Raw genomic sequence first — 18,671 nt, 5'->3', positions numbered from 1 at the left:
CCTCCTTTCTATTTGATGTAATATATACTATGTTTAGAGAATCTATTTTGATTGGACGGGTGTCCTAGAGCAAGTACACATTTTTCATAGTTTAAAACCCCACTACATTAAATAGTGAGGTTCTCTACATAGTTTTGCGAAACCAAGCCAAATCTTCTGATGTTTGGGATTGAAATTAAATAAAGACCGCAGATGCATGCTATAAGAACGATTGCAGCTCTTGGTTTATAATATTTTGCCTTGGATTGTATTGGGACTTGCTACTAGTGGTTTGTGGAGTGGAGTGAAAAATACAGTACAGAAGCTTTAAGGTAGCTGGTGGGGACTAAATTATTTTAAATCGCTGAGATCTTGAAACCCTCGATGGATCGTTTATTTGTTGTTGATTCGCCGGTGAGATTCTTGTTATTGCACATGTGGAAAAAACGTCTATATCACCTGCACTTGTAATAAATCTACCAACGACAATGCCTTCCCCAACTTCTAATATTGTTTCTGTAAAGACGAAGCCCTCACTTAGAAACGAAATGTTCACTATTTGCCCTTTCATAGAATTTACTAGGTTTGTCATTGGATCTTCACAACATGCACATTCCCCTTTGCTTTTTTTAATTGGTTGTTTAATATCTACTGGATTTCCCACGTTAGATATTGAAACAAATGTAATTTTACAAATCGGAAGCTGACCAATACTTGTATATGCAATGGAATCTTTAACTTGGTTAATTGTAACAGAGTCAAAAGTAGATATAGGAGTTAAAATAACTAGACCTGGAATACCCACCAACTGCTCCAAAACGCTTTGCATCGGACAAACACAACAATCACAGATGGATTCATCAAAGAACCCCATATTAAACACCTCATCTTTTTCATTTATTTAATGAGATATTGTATGAGTTAAAATGCTGTTTTGATTGTACTAGTACCTATTTTCAAAATTTGTGCTCTTGCACATTTACCTGTACCTCTTATATAACAAGAATGTTTGTTCTGATTAAGCAGCTTTAAAATGTCATTCTCCATCAATAATTGTTTGTTTTCTTTCCTTAATTTTTTTAGTTCAATTTGTTCTGGGGTTAGATTATCTTTTTCTTTAAACGATCCTGATGCCTCACTCGTACAATCCATTTATCGAGAGCAGAGGGCGTGAATGTTCTTCTTGTCCTTTTTGTCATAGTAGATTCTCCTCAATGATATTAGTTGTATTCTACTTGACCTTAATTTTTCTGTCCAGTTAAGTGTAGCCGATCTATTTATCTGAAAGGTGCTCTATAGAGCGAAAATATAAAAATTATTTCTTTGAAAAAGTTATATAAACAAGGTACAGAGTAATTACAATAATTAAAATTAAGAAAAAAACATCACCATATATAGAGTCGATATATTTCCATATTCCAAAGTAACTTAACAATATATGGAGAAGAGTTAGTGAACTAAATACTATTAATACATGAACAATTGTTTTTGTAATGTTAAATTTAGTATCAAAAAACACAAAAATACCACTTATTATACTTAAAATTCCAATATCAATTAGATCTATATTATTCATTATAACCTCACAGAAGCATTTATTAGAAATTATAGCAAATATTTTTTTAGGATAAAACTTAAAGCAGGTTTGTTATCAAGTGAAGGCAAAAAAACTACCTCCAGATGGTGATCCATTTATGTCACAAGGATTTCTAACGGATAGATCATTAGTTTCTATTTATTAACTTTATGATAAGAGAGAACCTCATTTGATATCTCATGATGTATATAGATTACAGTTTGAAATAAAATTTTTTATTATTAAAATGTTTTCAGGAAAGGCGCTTATAAGGCGCTTTTTTTGTTGGGATAATATCATTCATTAGGTGTTAGGAGAAGGAAGCAGGATGAAAAAGAAAATATTATGTAGATCAATACATAAAATACATGTGAATAAAGAAAGAAGTGACATTCAAACTGAAGTAATAGATAGTCAAATTTATGTAATAGTACGAAGTAATAGATAATGAGATATTTGGTTCTTGACTTGTAGAATATTGGAGTAGAAAATGGAACAAAGTATTATTGTGTTATCCGCAGTAAATGCAGCAGGAGAAAGTGAAAATACAAATGAAGCATCTGCAACACCAGAAAGAGACAGTTGATAATAACAATAATGCAATTTTAGTAATTGTTATGGAAAACGGACTAGAGAAAGAATACGATTTAACCATGAATAAGTTAAAGATTTTATTAACTGGTATCAAAGTAATATATCAGTAGCATGCGCCTTAGAAAAAACAAGTAACATTGGACCATTTGTAAATAGAAAAGACTATATTTTAACATAAAGAGGGGTATCGTCATAGATATTTTGCGTTTTCCTGACGCTACCCTATAACAGTCTTTCATCTGAACTTCTGGCTAATGAAATCCTACATAACTTACTAAAATGGGATAAATGTCCAAATAGTGACACAAAGAATATAAAAATTATATCTACACGTGATTATGATTCTCCTTTTAAATGAAGAAACCGCCTTTATAGACGGTAAATTTTATTTTTTCCTCAATCCCCGATAAGTTTAATCCCATAGTACTTCTTTTCACCAAGGAGCTTTAAATTTAAATTCCTTGGTTTTTGTATGAATGTCTAGGGATATTAGTCCAAGCAAATGGATTATAAGTTCATAAGATAGGATGAGGGATAGTAAAGAGGGGGGAATCTAATGGGTTTAAATAAAGAGCCCTTAGTTGTTGTTCAGATGTTTGTATTAGATCCATATGGTTTTATCGATCCAGATGTAATACGACTTCCTGATGATGGTACGTCTCAAGTTATTCTTACAGTTGATGTATGTGTTAAAGAACCACAGGAAACACAAGTATTATTGGAATCAATGATTCAAATTGCTGTAGATGATTTTGAATTCAATACACTTACAACTTTTGAAGTAATATATGAGCTCCTACGCAATGGTGATGTCATTGCAACGATCAATGACGAAATCGACTACTCAAAACCGGATGATTTTTTTAGACATACAAACCTCCCAAACTTTTCTTTAGTGGACAATAACCCAAGTCTTGGAATCAATACGTATGAACTAGTTTGTACAAATGTGATTGGTGGAGCAAGTATTGCTATCTTTGCTGGATCCCGAAGTCTAAAAGCAACAGTATTTACATTATAGAACAGTTTGAAAAAAAAAATTTATTATTAAACGGTTAACCGGAAGGGCGCTAGTATGGCGCTTTTTTTGTTGGACAGATCGCCCATTTTTTCAAATAAGAACAAACGTCCAATTCATTACAACAGTCATTTCATAAGATAAAGTATCTAATTATTGACTATATTGAGTGGAAGGTGTAAAAGATGTCCATATTTGGTGATACAAAATGTGACTGCTGTGTTTGTCCTATGCAATGTGTTTTGGAACAGTTGGTTGGGGAGGAAGTCAGCATTCTAATCCAAACAACTAATCCAGTTAGTCAGGTGATAAATGAAGTTAATGACTTTATAGTGTTTACTTCACAAGGAAATTATCCTATTTGTAATGTTGTTGCGGTTTTTGTACCAATGCCTAGTCGTAATTTAAGGCTAAAACCAATTAAAAAAAATGTGGGAGAATGTAGTTGCTGTGAAGCCCCAATGACAAATGTATTAAAATTACTTAAAGGAAAAGACGTATTCGTGGAAACATTGGGAATAGTTCCTAACATACTGGGCACAGTTACTGATGTTGGAGAAGGGATTGCGGTAGTAACTGGTAGTGGTACTAGTAATTTTCCAACTGTAATTTCCACATGTGCAATAACAAGGGTCATCCAGTCTTAATACCAAATATTCGGGTTTTAATATTGAGATTTAGCTATCGCATTGATTAATTGAAAAAATCCATAATAAAAGCTTATTCCGCTATGGAGAAGCTTTTATTATGGATTTTTTGTTTTTTTGTTTTACTTAAATTAGAAATATACATATTTGTATATTGTTACTTGAAAATGAAAGTATATCTATATTATTATATCATTTTTCGGGTTCAGTTCGTTGTAATCAAAAATTATGAAACTTAAAAAATATATTATTATGATAATGAATAAATAAATATTACTAATTTATTAAGGAGGAGTTATTAGCATGTTAAAAAAGTTAGTACAAACAGAAGGAGTTTCTTATAGTCCCAGGTTAAACAAACGTGCGTATTACGATGTTCCTCTTATTGATTCTATTAGTAGAGTTTATATTTCATCTAAACCATTTGTTCGTATACAATTGTGGGATGGCAGTAAAAAAATTCAAGAAGTACATACAACTGGAGAAAATTATTTTGACTTTAATTATCATCGAAGATATGAGGGTGAGTTTTTTATAAGAATTCAAAATCTAGCATCAAGATGGCAAGTTGTGGATATAACAATTATTTATTGAATGTCCTGACGGGTATACTTAGAGTATAAAAAACCTCAGCATGTGCCAAGGTTTCCTTGAGAGGGATATGATGGTTTTTTTAATAGAACAAGTTCGATGACTTCTTGGAATTCAACGATATTTTTTATAATTGTTATTAAATAAATCTGTTTCTTTTGGAGATTTTAATGATTTCTTACCTTCTAATTTTTCAAATTCTTCGTATAAACGGTGTCTAGTCCTCTCATGAAAGTTTGAGAATTTATAATCCCCATACCCAAATAAATCCATTGTCTCACTCCTACATGTTTTATATTTTTCTATCTGATAATCAAACCATAGCACAAAAATGTTTTTTTTCAGTAAATGAAATGTAAAATTTTCGCACTTTAATAATGTATGAAGCAAAATAAAATTTGATTATACTTTTTTACCAATATTAGTTAAAATGTGTGAATGCCTTTATAAATTTTGTTTTATCAAATGATAAATTAATCAAATCAATAAAAAAACTTCCTCCAATATTGGAAGAAGTTTAATCTTTATAAGACGCTTTAATAAATTTTAGTTTGCAGTTGTCTTTATTAACTAATGTCTCTAAATAATCCCACTACTTTGCCTAATATACTAACTTCATTGAGTAAAATTGGCTCCATTGTTGAATTTTCAGGCTGTAGTCTAAAATGGTTGGATTCTTTAAAAAATCTCTTGACGGTTGCTTCATTGTCTTCGGTCATGGCAACCACAATTTCACCATTATTTGCGGATTGCTGCTGCCTTACGATAACGTAATCGCCATCGTGAATTCCAGCCTCAATCATGCTTTCTCCAACAATCTGAAGCATGAAAACATTGTAATCTCCGACATAATGATTTGGAAGTGGAAAGTACTCTTCTATATTTTCTGTAGCAAGAATTGGAAGACCAGCGGTAACTTTTCCAATCAAAGGTACTTGTGCTATGGAAGAAGTAGCGATAGTAGGATTTTCCTCATCTAATATTTCGATAGCACGTGGTTTTGTAGGGTCTCTACGAATAAACCCTTTTTTTTCTAATCTTTCCAAATGGCCATGTACTGTAGAACTGGATGCTAAACCTACTGCTTCTCCAATTTCACGAACGGATGGAGGGTAGCCTTTTTTTTGCACCTCTTCTTTAATAAAATCTAATATTGATTGTTGCCTAGTAGATAACTTGTTCAATTTAATTCCCTCCCCATTTTTTTCATCACAATAAACGTTCTATGTATTATTTGGTATTATAACATAGAACGTTATTTCGCACAAACATAAGTTCGAAAAATATGTTGACACAAACAACTGTTCGTGATAACCTGAAATTAGAACAAATGTTTGGAGGTAATTATATGCATTTAATTTATACAAGTAATGCCATAGATACAAAAAAAGCAGTACAGCTAAAAGTTCAAAACAAATCAACTATTTTAAGAAAAAAGGTACTATTTATTTTAATTATCACTGTGATTGTAACAATTGGATTGATGTTTGGAACGATCTTGAATGTTTTTGCATCCGAAAATACGGTAACTGTTCAACTTCAAGACGAACAAACTATACAAATTCATGTAAAACCTGGAGATACATTATGGAGTATTGCTAAGAGCTATGTACCCAAAGAAGTGGACATCCGATATTTTATTTCTAAGATTAAAGAGGAGAATCAACTACAAAATAGTAATATCATTATAGGACAAGCCTTGTTGATTCCTAATGTTGAATTATAAATGGTGTAATTGACATGAGGAAATGTGCCAATAATAGTGAAGAATAGTAGAGTATGATCTATAAGGAGTTTATGTCACTATGGACAAAATATCATTATCAAAAGCAAAAGCACGCGACTTTCTTATTTCATATCAAGGTTTGAAACCTTCAAATCAATTTTCGGGTAAACAAGGAATCATTGATTTTATTCATCGTGTTGGATGCATTCAATTTGATCCATTGAATGTAGTAGGTTTTAACCAAGAGTTAGTGTTGCAATCCAGAATTTATAATTTTTGTACTCACATGCTTCAAGAATTGTTATACAAAGAACGGGTTTTATTAGATGGATGGGATAAAAACATGTCAATTTATCTTACTGAGGATTGGCCCTGTTTTTCAAGGTTTAGAGCTTTGAAGAGAGAACAATTAAAGAATGTAAAAGAAGTGCAGGCAATTCGTCATGATGTAATAAGCATAATAAAAGAAAAGGGACCGGTATCTTCGAAAGATTTATCATATAATCAAATTGTCGATTGGCCGTGGGCACCTACTCGATTATCTAGAGCTGCCTTAGAAAGTTTATATTTTGCAGGAGATTTAATTATTTATAATAAGGATAGAACACGTAAAATGTATGATGTTACAGATCGAAATCTTCCTGAGCAATTGTTATTAAAGGAAGATCCAAATAAAACGTTTGAGCAATATGTAGACTGGTATGTAATGAGGCGTATAGGAGCGATTGGTCTATTATGGGATAGATCAGGGGACGCATGGTTAGGGATTAGAGGAATTAAAAGTTCTGATCGTAAAATGTCCTTACAACGATTAATTGAGGCTGGGAAATTAATTGAAGTAACAATACACGGAATATCTAATAAATTCTATATGAGAAAAACAGATGAAAGCTTTCTAACAAAACATAGTGGTGGTCAAAGTTATGCTTCAATTATTGCACCACTTGATAATCTGATATGGGATCGAAAGTTAATTAAGGAACTCTTTGAGTTTGAATATATATGGGAAGTTTACAAACCTGTAAATGAACGTAGTTATGGTTATTATGTACTACCAATTTTACATAATGATCGGTTTATAGCAAGGTTTGAACCAGTTAAAGATAAAAAGAAAAAAGTTTTAATGATTAAAAATTGGTGGTGGGAACCTGGGTTTACGGTTTCAGAACAATTAAAGTTTGATTTAAAGACGTGTTTTGAGAGATTTATACGTTATTTGGGTGTAGAACAAATACTTGCAGATTCTAATTTAATTGAAGAAAAGAATTTAGGATGGTTAGTTGATGAAAAATAATTATTCTTATTGAAAGTGAAAGTAGGCAATTTTATTGGAAAAAGAACGTAAAATTTTTGAAAAAATAGCAAACCAATTAGTATTAAGTGGTGTAAATGTGTCACATGGTAAAATGATGAGCTCACCTGCAATCAAATATAAAACGAAAGTATTTACATTTTATGATAAAAAGGAAATGGTTTTTAAATTAGGGAAGGATTTTGATCCAAAAACTCATAATTTACAACATACACGTGTACTAAGTCCCTTCAAAAATAAAATCCCACTATCAGGATGGTTGGTTGTATCATCTAATGAGAGTAATCGATGGGAAGAGTTAGCTTATATAGCGTTAGAGAAACTAAAGAAACAATTGAATTGATTCAAGTCCAACATCTAGGTAAGTCCCTAGCAATTGGACTTTTATTCATTCAGGTTATTAATCTCAATATTTAATAAAATTTAGTATCCTCATCATTTATAGAAGTTCCTATATTCTGACCCTCACATATCTTCTTCATTGCTTCAGGTTTATCAAAATTAAATATATGAACGGGGAGTTTATGATCTCGTGCTAATAATAAAGCAGACTGGTCCATTACTTTTATGTTATTAGTAATAACATCGTTATAGTTTAAGTTTCTATACATTTCTGCCTCTTTGTTCAGATAGGGATCACTTGTAAAAACTCCATCCACTCCTTGTTTAGCAACTAATATAGCATCACTATTCGTTTCTATTGCACGTTGCGCACTTGGATAATCTGTTGTAACGAAAGGTTGTCCATTTCCTCCTCCGAAGATAACTACATACCCTTTTTCTAGATGTTGAACTGCTCTTAAATGGATGTAAGGTTCTGCTACAGCTGTTATTGGAATTGAGGTCATAACACGAACATCTTTATTTGTTTTGCTCTTTAACACACCTCTTAACATTAAACTATTGATAATTGTTCCTAGTGTACCAATATTGTCTGCTTCTACTTTATCTATTCCCCATACAGATGCCAAATTTCCTCTGAATATGTTTCCACCACCGACAACGATGGATACTTCAACCCCATTATCTGAGATAGATAATATTTCATTGGCTATGTGTTCTAAACGATCTGCACCAAAATTATTTCCATTCGGATCCGCAAGTGCACCTCCGCTTAATTTTACCAATACTCGTTTATACAAATTCATCACTCCCAATAAGATATAAAAAAAGAACTAAAGATTTTAACAATCCTTAGTTTTTCAACCCCACCTATCTTATGTATTCTAAATATTCTGTTTGTTAGTTTATATAAATAGTAAGGAATGGTCAAGCTTTTTTTCTGTATCAATCATTGATCATTAAAGTCACTTGACAATTTTTTTTTGAAATGTCAAAGTAATGGGGTAGATAAGGAGGATTAAATGTTATGAACAACGATCAAATCAACAGAATTAACGAGTTAGCTAGAAAGAAGAAAACAGTTGGCTTGAATGCACAAGAGGTTGAGGAACAGAAAAAATTACGTCAGGAATATTTAAAATCCTTTAGGAAAAACTTTAGATCACAACTAGATAATATAGAAATTGTAGATGATGAAAAGAACTAAAATATAATCAACTTCTAACGTTTTTAAGAGTTTTCATTATATAGTTTTAATATACCTTATGATTTAATTGAAATTTGTGAAGCTAGAACAAGATCAACTTTTGATCTTGTTCTTTTCATATCTTTTACGTTAAAATAGTTTAAAAAATGAATAAATATTCATCGATATACAAAGGAGGACTATTATGGAGCATCGGTTACTTGGGAGAAGTGGTTTAGCAGTGTCGAAATTATGTTTAGGTACAATGACGTTCGGTAATACAACGAGTGAAAAAGATTCGATTGATATGATGCACCGCTTTTTAGATAGAGGAGGTAACTTTTTAGATACAGCAGATGTATACGTACAAGGGAAATCAGAAGAGATTGTTGGAAAAGCCATAAAAGATCGTCGTTCTGAAGTGGTGTTGGCAACAAAAGTAAGATTCCAAACAGGTAAAGATTTGAATAGTGTTGGACTATCTCGTAAACACATTATGGATGGTGTTGAAGCTAGCTTAAAGCGATTAAATACAGATTATATCGATCTCTATCAGGTTCACGTATGGGATGAATTCACACCTGTAGAAGAAACGTTAAGGGCTTTAGACGACTTAGTAAGCTCTGGTAAAGTAAGGTACATAGGATGTTCCAACTTTTTAGCATGGCAATTAATGAAATCCTTATGTTATAGTGATTTTAATAGATTTGTTAGATATATATCCATCCAACCTCAGTATAGTCTTGTAAGCAGAGAGATGGATCGAGAGGTTTTACCTTTATGTATTGAAGAAAATGTCGGTGTTATGCCTTGGGCTGCAATTGGAAGCGGCTTTTTATCAGGAAAATATTCTAAAGGTGTACAACCTACGGAAGGAAGACTTCATAAAGCAATGGGTGAATCTTCTTGGGAAAATCGAAATACGGAAAAAAATTGGGAGATACTCAATACTGTCATTGAAATTGCTAAACAAAAGGGAGCTACACCTTCACAAGTAGCTTTAAATTGGCTGCTTGATAAAAAGGGTATCACTTCACCTATATTTGGCGCAAATACATTAGAGCAATTTGAAGAAAATATGGGAACGTTAGAGTGGAAGTTAACCACGGATGAATGGAACAAACTTGATGAGGTCAGTGCGCTTGCTGAAGAATATCCAATTCGATTCATCGATAAGTTTAAACGAACATTAAACGTCTAATCCACCCCATTATATAACTTGTACAAAAAATGAGAGAGCAATTTATGATTGTCTAATATACTAAATACTACACAAGAAATGAGTGAAAACATGAGTATTAAAGCCGTGATTTTTGATTTGGATGATACCTTGCTTTGGGATGAGCGTTGTGTAAAAGAAGCTTTTGAGGTTACTTGTGAGTCAGTGAAAGAACAATATGGTATTGATCCAATGAAGTTAGAGGACGCAGTACGTCAAGAAGCTAGGGCCTTGTATGAAACTTATAAAACTTTTGAATTCAGTAAGAATATTGGCATCAATCCCTTTGAAGCTTTATGGGGGAATTTTAACGATGAGAATGAACATTTCAGTCATTTAAAAAAAATAGCACCTGAGTATCGTAAAGAAGCTTGGACAAGAGGGTTAAAAGTGATGGGGATTGAAGATCTTCAGTTAGGTCAAAAACTTGGTGAGTTATTTCCAAGTGAAAGAAGAGCAAGATCTTACGTATATGATGAGACCTATCCAACTTTAGATAAATTAAAAGGAAAACATAAGTTAATGTTACTAACCAACGGATCTCCAGATATTCAAAATGAAAAACTTACTGCCTTACCAAAATTAACTCCGTATTTGGATCAGGTTATGGTATCAGGCAGTTTTGGTCAAGGGAAACCATCACCCGCTATATTTGAACATGCAATGAATCTTTTAGGAATTGAACCACATGAAGGCATTATGGTAGGAGATAATCTTAAAACTGACATTAAAGGTGCTCTAAGCGTAGGAATGAAATGTGTATGGATTAACCGTAATAACATAGAGCCTTCAGTTGAAATTAAACCAGATTTTGAAATTAAAGAATTAAATGAATTGCATGGCATAATCCAATCTATTAATAGTAACGTATCTTCATAAATAATGAATGTAATTTAATATCATGAAATAGTACTCGCCGTACACCTGACTGGTTGTATGGCGAATTTTTTTACTAATTTGATTTACCCATCACCGATATATGTTATAATAAATTGTTTGCTTAGAACATTATTGATACGCTATACATTTAATATAGATGGAATTTTATAAGTTAGGAGTTAGAATATCGTGAGTCTTTTAACAGTAGAAGATATAAGTCATACGTTTGGAGATCGTGTTTTATTTAAAAACGTTTCGTTCAGGTTACTGCCTGGTGAACATGTTGGACTTGTAGGAGCAAATGGTGCCGGAAAATCCACACTGATGAATATTTTAACAGGACAAGTTTTAAAAGATACTGGAAAAGTAGAATGGACACCAAAGGTGAATTATGGATATTTAGATCAGCATACAAAACTAACACCTGGAAAAACAATGAGAGATGTGCTTAAAGATGCTTTTCTGCCTTTGTTGGAAGAAGAAAAAAAGTTGAATATAATTACGGAGGAAATGGCTGAGGCTTCACCTGAAAGATTAGAACAGCTTTTAGAAGAGATGGGTGAGATTCAAGACCGTTTAGAAAATAGTGGTTTTTATCTTTTAGATAATAAAGTTGAAGAAATGGCAAATGGTTTGGGATTAGCTGCTGTAGGACTGGATCGTGATGTTTCCGAATTAAGTGGAGGACAACGTACAAAAGTACTGTTGGCAAAACTACTGTTAGAGCAACCAACTGTACTATTATTAGATGAGCCGACAAACTATTTGGATACAGAACATATAGACTGGTTAACGAACTATCTGCGAGAATATCCATCTGCATTTATGCTCATTTCTCATGATACGGAATTTATGAATAAAGTGGTAGGTGTGATCTATCATTTGGAATTTACAAAACTAACAAGATATACTGCTAACTATGAAAAGTTTTTACAAATGTCTGATTTAAATAAAAATCAACATATAGATGCTTATGAAAAACAGCAGGAATTCATTAAAAAACAAGAGGATTTTATTCAACGGAATAAAGCAAGGTATTCTACATCTGGAAGAGCAAAAAGTAGACAAAAACAATTAAATCGACTCGAACGTATTGATCGTCCTGAAGTGGCAATGAAACCCACTTTTGTGTTTAAAGAAGGACGTGCAAGTGGGAAGACTGTTTTTGAAGCTGAAGGATTGCAAATCGGGTATGATCGACCATTATTACCTGAAATGAATATGCTGATCGAACGTAAGGATAAAATCGCCATTGTTGGTTGTAATGGTGTTGGAAAATCGACTCTTTTAAAAACAATGTTAGGACTTATTAAACCTTACGGAGGAAAAACTCATCAAGGAGACTTTCTTATCCCTGCTTATTTTGAACAAGAAGTAAAGGTAGGACATCTTACTCCAATAGATGATGTTTGGAATGAGTTCCCTAATATGAACCAGAATGAAGTGCGTGGGGCTTTGGCTCGTTGCGGTTTGAAGAATGAACATATTTCCAGACCGTTAAATAAATTAAGTGGTGGAGAACAAGCTAAAGTACGTTTATGTAAATTACTCATGAGAGAAAGCAATTGGATCGCTTTTGATGAGCCGACGAACCATCTGGATGTTGTTGCTAAAGAAGAGTTGAAACGTGCTTTAAAGGAATATCAAGGAACCATCGTACTTGTCTGTCATGAGCCAGAATTTTATGAAGACTGGATTACAAAGGTTTGGAATGTAGAGGAATGGGCACAAAATTCCTCCCTTCAAACGTAACTCATCATATTTACGTAGTAACAGAATTTATAGAACCTTTTCATAAGAAAATTGAGAAAGTAGGGTTATAACAATGATTTCAGCAAGTAATATATCACTTCGATATGGTAAACGAGCTTTGTTTGAAGATGTGAACATAAAGTTTACTCCAGGAAATTGTTATGGTTTGATCGGTGCCAATGGAGCTGGGAAATCTACATTTTTAAAAATAATGTCTGGAGAAATTGAATCAAATAAAGGAACAATCAATATCACACCTGGTGAACGTGTGGCGGTTTTAAAACAAAATCACTATGAATATGACGAGTTTGAAGTGTTAAAAACAGTGATCATGGGTCATAGTATTTTGTATAAGATTATGGAAGAAAAGGATGCTATTTATGCTAAACCTGATTTTTCTGATGAGGATGGCATGCGTGCAGCCGAGCTTGAAGGTGAGTTTGCAGAATTAGATGGGTGGCAAGCTGAAGCTGATGCTGGAGAGTTGTTGATTGGACTCGGTATTTCAAAAGATCTCCATGATCTTAAAATGTCTGAACTAAGTGGTAATAATAAAGTACGTGTTTTATTAGCACAAGCGTTGTTCGGTAACCCTAACATATTATTATTGGATGAGCCTACCAACCATTTGAATTTAGAGTCCATTCAATGGCTTGAAAACTTTTTAGCAAAATTTGATGGGACAGTTATTGTTGTATCCCATGATCGGCACTTTTTAAATCAAGTTTGTACACATATTGCTGATATTGATTTTGGAAAAATACAGTTGTACGTGGGTAATTATGATTTTTGGTATGAATCTAGTCAATTAGCATTAAAATTGATGCAAGAAAAAAATAAAAAAACAGAAGAAAAACGAAAAGAGTTAGAAGCTTTTATAGCCCGTTTCAGTGCCAATGCTTCAAAGTCTAAACAGGCGACTTCACGAGGTAAACAACTAGAAAAATTGAAGTTAGAGGATATCAGACCTTCTAATCGTAAATATCCTTTTATTAACTTTAAATCTGAAAGAGAAGCTGGGAAACAGTTATTATTTATTGAAGACTTAACAGTTTCTCAGGAAAGTGATTTGATATTAAATAAAATGAACCTTGTTGTAAATAAAGGGGATAAAATCGCTTTTGTAGGACCAAATGGAATACCAAAAACAACATTATTTAAAACATTAATGGGTGAAATGGAACCAACTGACGGTTCTTACACTTGGGGGGTTACAACTTCTCAAGCCTATTTTCCAAAAGATAACTCGGAATATTTTGATGTGGATTTAAATTTAGTGGATTGGCTTCGCCAATATTCCAAGGATCAAGATGAATCATTTATTCGTGGGTTTTTAGGAAGAATGTTATTCTCTGGTGAAGAAGCATTGAAAAAATGTAATGTTCTTTCTGGGGGAGAGAAGGTACGTTGTATGTTATCTAAGATGATGCTTAGTGCAGCAAATGTTTTAATTTTAGATGAACCTACCAATCATCTTGACTTAGAATCCATTACAGCCTTGAATAATGGTCTTGTTCAATTTGATGGTACAATGTTGTTTGTATCCCATGACCATCAATTTATTCAAACTATAGCAAATCGAATTGTAGAAATTACACCTAATGGGTTAATTGATAAACAAATGAGTTATGATGAGTATTTGGAAAGCTCTGAAGTTCAAGGTTTACGTGAAAAGATGTACAGCGTAACAACAGGTTAATCTGTACTCTATATGAAACTCTTTAAGTAATTAAGTAAGGTGTTTAGAAGGTGATGTGCTTCTAAACACCTTTTTTATAGAATTATAAATCAAACAGATAACGTCTGCACCAACACTTTCTTTGTTGGGAATAGCGGGATTTCATGGTCTTAAATTATGGATTTTTAATGAAATGATATAAAATGTTATGAAAAATGATTGAATAAGACCACCAGATACCGTTAATTTTTTATTTTGAGTAAAATTATAAAAATAAGACCAAAAAACTCCCTTATTTTAGTATAGAACTACCTTTACTAAGTTTACCAGCAAGCAATCACAAAAATCGAAGAAATTGCATTGAGAAAGTTTTACTTCTCTAAAATTGTCTTTACTCCTCTAAAGTTTTTTTCTTTAATCAACTACAATCCACATTTAAATATGATATAATTCGTCTATAATAATTGATTTAATTTAAAAAATCGTATATGGATTTTTATCCTCTTTACAATTCCGACAAATTTGGTAGACTATATAAAAATGACAATGGATGATATTTGATGATTCATTCATCGAACGCACACATATTGAAGCGGAGTGGAGCATAATGAACAAAATATCAATACAAGAACAATTAAAAAAGAAAATACTTATATTAGATGGTGCGATGGGTACAATGATTCAGCAAGCAGATCTTAAACCAGATGATTTTGGAGGGGAAGATTTAGACGGTTGTAATGAGATGCTTGTATTAACTCGTCCTGAACTTATCTCTAGTATCCATGAAAAATATTTGGAAGCCGGATCAGATATTATTGAAACGAATACCTTTGGATCAGCAAGCGTTGTTTTAGCAGAATATGATCTTCAAGATCGAGCTAGAGAATTAAGTTTAGAAGCAGCAAAACTTGCGGTCGAAGCAGTTAATAAATACTCAACTGATCGGTGGCCAAGGTATGCAGCTGGAGCGATGGGTCCTACAACCAAAACATTATCAGTTACTGGTGGAATCACGTTTGATGAATTAGAAGAAAGTTATCATGAGCAAGCACTAGCTCTTATAGAAGGCGGAGTAGATGTTTTATTACTTGAAACATCTCAGGATACTTTAAATGTAAAAGCGGCTAGTATTGGGATTCAGCGTGCTTTTGAAAAATTAGGTAAAAAAATTCCCGTGATGATTTCAGGAACGATTGAACCAATGGGAACTACATTAGCAGGTCAAAATATAGAATCATTTTATATATCCTTAGAGCATCTTGAACCTGTATCCATTGGATTAAATTGTGCTACAGGCCCTGAATTTATGAGAGATCACATTCGGAGTCTTTCGGAGATCGCAGAAACAGCGATTAGTTGTTATCCTAATGCTGGATTACCTGATGAAGATGGTCATTATCACGAATCACCTGAATCTCTGGCAAAAAAAATGGCAGGTTTCGCTGAAAAAGGCTGGTTAAATATTGCTGGGGGATGTTGTGGAACTACACCAGAACACATTCGAGCATTGTCAGAAATGATGCAGTCATATACACCTCGCCCACAAACGGGTGAGCATTTAGCTGCGGTATCTGGTATTGAAACAGTTTATATTGATACAGATAATAGACCTTACATGGTTGGAGAAAGAACGAACGTATTGGGTTCTAGAAAATTTAAAAGATTAATTGCAGAAGGTAAATTTGAAGAGGCTTCGGAAATTGCTAGAGCACAGGTTAAAGGTGGAGCACATGTTTTAGATATTTGTTTGCAAGATCCTGATCGAGACGAAGTAGAGGACATGGAGAAATTTTTACAATATGTTGTGAAAAAAGTGAAGGTTCCATTAGTCATTGATACAACGAGTGCAGACGTTATTGAGCTCTCTTTAAAATATTCTCAAGGAAAAGCCATCATCAATTCCATTAATCTAGAAGACGGAGAAGAAAAGTTTGAAAATATTGTCCCGCTAATACATCGATATGGTGCAGCAGTAGTTGTAGGAACAATTGATGAAAACGGACAGGCGATTACTAGGGAAGGTAAGCTTGAGGTTGCAAAAAGATCATATGATTTATTGGTGAACAAGTATGGACTTAACCCTGAGGATATTATATTTGATCCTTTAGTCTTTCCAGTAGGTACAGGGGATGAACAATATATAGGTTCTGCAAAAGAAACTGTTGAAGGAATTCGACTTATAAAAGAAGCGATGCCTAAATGTCATACAATTTTAGGGTTAAGCAACGTATCCTTTGGCTTGCCTCCTGCGGGGCGAGAGGTACTTAATGCGGTGTATTTATATCATTGCACGAAAGCTGGATTAGATTATGCAATTGTGAATACTGAAAAATTAGAACGATTTGCTTCTATTCCTGAAGATGAGCGTCGTTTGGCTGAAGCTTTAATCTTCGAAACAAATGATGATACATTGGCTGAGTTTGTTGCATTTTATCGTGAAAAAAAAGTGGAGAAAAAAGAAAAAATCTCCAACTTATCCCTAGAAGAACGCTTAGCCTCCTATATTATTGAAGGAACAAAAGAAGGCTTGTTTGTTGATTTAGATCAAGCTTTAGAAAAGTATCAACCTTTAGAAATTATCAATGGACCACTAATGGTTGGAATGGCAGAGGTAGGACGTTTATTTAACAATAATGAGTTGATTGTAGCGGAGGTATTACAAAGTGCAGAAGCAATGAAGGCATCTGTAAGTTACTTAGAACCTCATATGGAGACAACGGAATCCTCTGTAAAAGCGAAAATTTTATTAGCGACAGTTAAAGGTGATGTTCATGATATTGGTAAAAATTTAGTTGAAATTATTTTATCAAATAATGGATACAAAATAGTGAATTTAGGTATAAAGGTACCACCAGAACAGTTAATTGAAGCTTATAAAAAAGAAAAACCTGATGCGATTGGTCTTTCTGGATTGTTAGTTAAATCAGCACAGCAGATGGTAGTTACTGCACAAGATTTAAAAAATGCAGGAATTGATGTTCCAATTCTTGTAGGAGGAGCGGCACTGAGTCGTAAATTTACGAAAAATAGAATAGGAGCAGAATATGATGGGTTAGTTTTATATGCCAAAGATGCGATGAATGGATTAGATTTAGCAAATCAACTCAGTAATCCAGAACAACGTGAGCTCTTAATCCAAAAAATGCGTGAATGGAAAGAATCTGATGTCATGGATTCGGGCAAAAATAATACTATGCCTAAACTCACTAGAGCTGTTCGCTCTAATATTTCACAGGATGTCCCGGTATTTATACCTCCTGACACGGAAAAACATGTATTGAAAAACTATCCACTTGATCATTTAATTCCATATGTGAATATGCAGATGTTATTGGGACATCACCTAGGTTTACGTGGAAAAGTAGATCAACTGATTGAAGCTCATGATTCCAAAGCGCTAGAGTTAAAAGAAGTTGTGGATCAAATTTATAAAGAAGCAATTTATGAGAAAAAGATTGAAACACATGGGATGTATCGATTTTTCCCTGCCCAATCAAAAGGAAATGATATTCTGATATTCGATCCGAATGATCATACAAAAGTCATTAAAACTTTTTCATTTCCACGCCAGAAAGTAGAACCTTATTTATGTTTAGCTGATTTTCTAAAGTCAGTAGATAGTGGTTTGATGGATTACGTTGGTTTTTTAGTAGTTACAGCAGGAAAAGGAATTCGTGAATTAGCAGAAAAGTGGAAAAATCAAGGGGATTATCTTCGTTCACATGCTATCCAAGCGGTTGCTTTAGAAACTGCTGAGGCATTTGCAGAACGTATACATCATATGATGAGAGACGTGTGGGGATTCCCAGATGCACCTGATATGACGATGAAAAAGAGACACGGTGCTAGATATCAAGGGATCCGAGTCTCATTTGGATATCCGGCATGTCCAGACCTTGAAGATCAAATCCCGTTATTTGAATTAATGAATCCAGAGGATATAGGCCTGGAATTAACGGATGGTTGTATGATGGAACCAGAAGCTTCTGTATCCGCGATGGTTTTTGCACATCCTGAAGCTAAATATTTTAGCGTAGATAAAGGGTGACCAGTTCATGGATGAACTGGACCCCAGAACTATTTAAGCTATATTGATTGAGGATAAAAACTCATATGTTGAGTAACAATAGAGTAGACTTTTAATACTAAGTTGAATTTCATTTTGAAAGAGC

At 33.3% G+C, this 18,671-nt stretch carries 16 protein-coding genes and 1 pseudogene; 12 read left to right on the top strand and 5 right to left on the bottom strand.

Annotated elements, in window-relative coordinates:
- Positions 1 to 325 precede the first annotated feature (325 nt).
- Positions 326 to 853, bottom strand: a complete 528-nt coding sequence (locus EPK97_RS12785) for a hypothetical protein (protein WP_162037008.1) — start codon at positions 851 to 853, stop codon at positions 326 to 328.
- A 152-nt stretch (positions 854 to 1,005) separates the two neighbouring features.
- Positions 1,006 to 1,178 (bottom strand): annotated as a pseudogene (locus tag EPK97_RS12780) (IS3 family transposase); the annotation flags it as partial.
- A 1,527-nt stretch (positions 1,179 to 2,705) separates the two neighbouring features.
- Here EPK97_RS12780 and EPK97_RS12775 point away from each other — a divergent pair.
- The 3 genes from EPK97_RS12775 (at position 2,706) to EPK97_RS12765 (ending at position 4,408) form a co-directional block, all read left to right on the top strand.
- Entirely contained in the window at positions 2,706 to 3,170 is a 465-nt protein-coding gene (locus tag EPK97_RS12775; protein ID WP_162037007.1) for a hypothetical protein, read from the top strand.
- A 182-nt stretch (positions 3,171 to 3,352) separates the two neighbouring features.
- Positions 3,353 to 3,814, top strand: a complete 462-nt coding sequence (locus EPK97_RS12770; protein WP_162037006.1) for a hypothetical protein — start codon at positions 3,353 to 3,355, stop codon at positions 3,812 to 3,814.
- A 303-nt stretch (positions 3,815 to 4,117) separates the two neighbouring features.
- On the top strand, positions 4,118 to 4,408 hold the full coding sequence (locus EPK97_RS12765) for a hypothetical protein (protein WP_162037005.1): 291 nt from the start codon (positions 4,118 to 4,120) through the stop codon (positions 4,406 to 4,408).
- Between the two features lie 111 nt (positions 4,409 to 4,519).
- Here EPK97_RS12765 and EPK97_RS12760 read toward each other — a convergent pair whose 3' ends face one another.
- Together EPK97_RS12760 and lexA are read right to left on the bottom strand one after the other, a co-directional pair.
- Positions 4,520 to 4,678: a hypothetical protein gene (locus EPK97_RS12760; protein ID WP_162037004.1), complete on the bottom strand. Its 159-nt coding sequence runs from the start codon at positions 4,676 to 4,678 to the stop codon at positions 4,520 to 4,522.
- A 293-nt stretch (positions 4,679 to 4,971) separates the two neighbouring features.
- Positions 4,972 to 5,589 (bottom strand): transcriptional repressor LexA, encoded by a 618-nt coding sequence (gene lexA / locus EPK97_RS12755; RefSeq protein WP_162037003.1) that lies wholly within the window; start codon positions 5,587 to 5,589, stop codon positions 4,972 to 4,974.
- 164 nt (positions 5,590 to 5,753) lie between these two features.
- On the opposite strand from lexA, the gene EPK97_RS12750 reads away from it, so the two are divergent.
- From EPK97_RS12750 to EPK97_RS12740, 3 genes are all read left to right on the top strand, one after another.
- On the top strand, positions 5,754 to 6,131 hold the full coding sequence (locus EPK97_RS12750) for a LysM peptidoglycan-binding domain-containing protein (RefSeq protein ID WP_162037002.1): 378 nt from the start codon (positions 5,754 to 5,756) through the stop codon (positions 6,129 to 6,131).
- A 79-nt stretch (positions 6,132 to 6,210) separates the two neighbouring features.
- The gene (locus EPK97_RS12745; protein ID WP_162037001.1) at positions 6,211 to 7,425 is read left to right on the top strand and encodes a DNA glycosylase AlkZ-like family protein; all 1,215 of its coding nucleotides are present in this window, start codon (positions 6,211 to 6,213) and stop codon (positions 7,423 to 7,425) included.
- Between the two features lie 34 nt (positions 7,426 to 7,459).
- The gene (locus EPK97_RS12740) at positions 7,460 to 7,786 is read left to right on the top strand and encodes a hypothetical protein (protein WP_162037000.1); all 327 of its coding nucleotides are present in this window, start codon (positions 7,460 to 7,462) and stop codon (positions 7,784 to 7,786) included.
- A gap of 70 nt (positions 7,787 to 7,856) precedes the next feature.
- On the opposite strand, the gene pyrH is transcribed toward EPK97_RS12740, so the two are convergent.
- A complete protein-coding gene (gene pyrH / locus EPK97_RS12735; protein WP_162036999.1) occupies positions 7,857 to 8,591 on the bottom strand; it encodes a UMP kinase in 735 nt (244 codons plus the stop codon).
- 221 nt (positions 8,592 to 8,812) lie between these two features.
- On the opposite strand from pyrH, the gene EPK97_RS12730 reads away from it, so the two are divergent.
- The 6 genes from EPK97_RS12730 to metH all read left to right on the top strand — a co-directional run bounded on the left by EPK97_RS12730 (position 8,813) and on the right by metH (position 18,547).
- Entirely contained in the window at positions 8,813 to 8,992 is a 180-nt protein-coding gene (locus EPK97_RS12730; RefSeq protein WP_162036998.1) for a DUF896 domain-containing protein, read from the top strand.
- A 184-nt stretch (positions 8,993 to 9,176) separates the two neighbouring features.
- Complete coding sequence (locus EPK97_RS12725; RefSeq protein ID WP_162036997.1) at positions 9,177 to 10,172, top strand: aldo/keto reductase; 996 nt, start codon at positions 9,177 to 9,179, stop codon at positions 10,170 to 10,172.
- A gap of 90 nt (positions 10,173 to 10,262) precedes the next feature.
- Positions 10,263 to 11,069: an HAD family hydrolase gene (locus EPK97_RS12720; RefSeq protein WP_162037064.1), complete on the top strand. Its 807-nt coding sequence runs from the start codon at positions 10,263 to 10,265 to the stop codon at positions 11,067 to 11,069.
- 189 nt (positions 11,070 to 11,258) lie between these two features.
- Entirely contained in the window at positions 11,259 to 12,821 is a 1,563-nt protein-coding gene (locus EPK97_RS12715; protein ID WP_162036996.1) for an ATP-binding cassette domain-containing protein, read from the top strand.
- A 73-nt stretch (positions 12,822 to 12,894) separates the two neighbouring features.
- Positions 12,895 to 14,520, top strand: coding sequence for an ABC-F family ATP-binding cassette domain-containing protein (locus tag EPK97_RS12710; RefSeq protein ID WP_162036995.1), 1,626 nt, complete (start codon positions 12,895 to 12,897; stop codon positions 14,518 to 14,520).
- A 586-nt stretch (positions 14,521 to 15,106) separates the two neighbouring features.
- Positions 15,107 to 18,547 (top strand): methionine synthase, encoded by a 3,441-nt coding sequence (metH, locus tag EPK97_RS12705; RefSeq protein WP_162036994.1) that lies wholly within the window; start codon positions 15,107 to 15,109, stop codon positions 18,545 to 18,547.
- Positions 18,548 to 18,671: the final 124 nt, after the last annotated feature.

The sequence above is a fragment of the Chengkuizengella sediminis genome (genome assembly GCF_010078385.1).
GTDB lineage: Bacteria > Bacillota > Bacilli > Paenibacillales > KCTC-33759 > Chengkuizengella > Chengkuizengella sediminis.
Note: the sequence above shows the minus strand (reverse complement) of the source record. Positions and strands in the feature narration are given on the sequence as shown.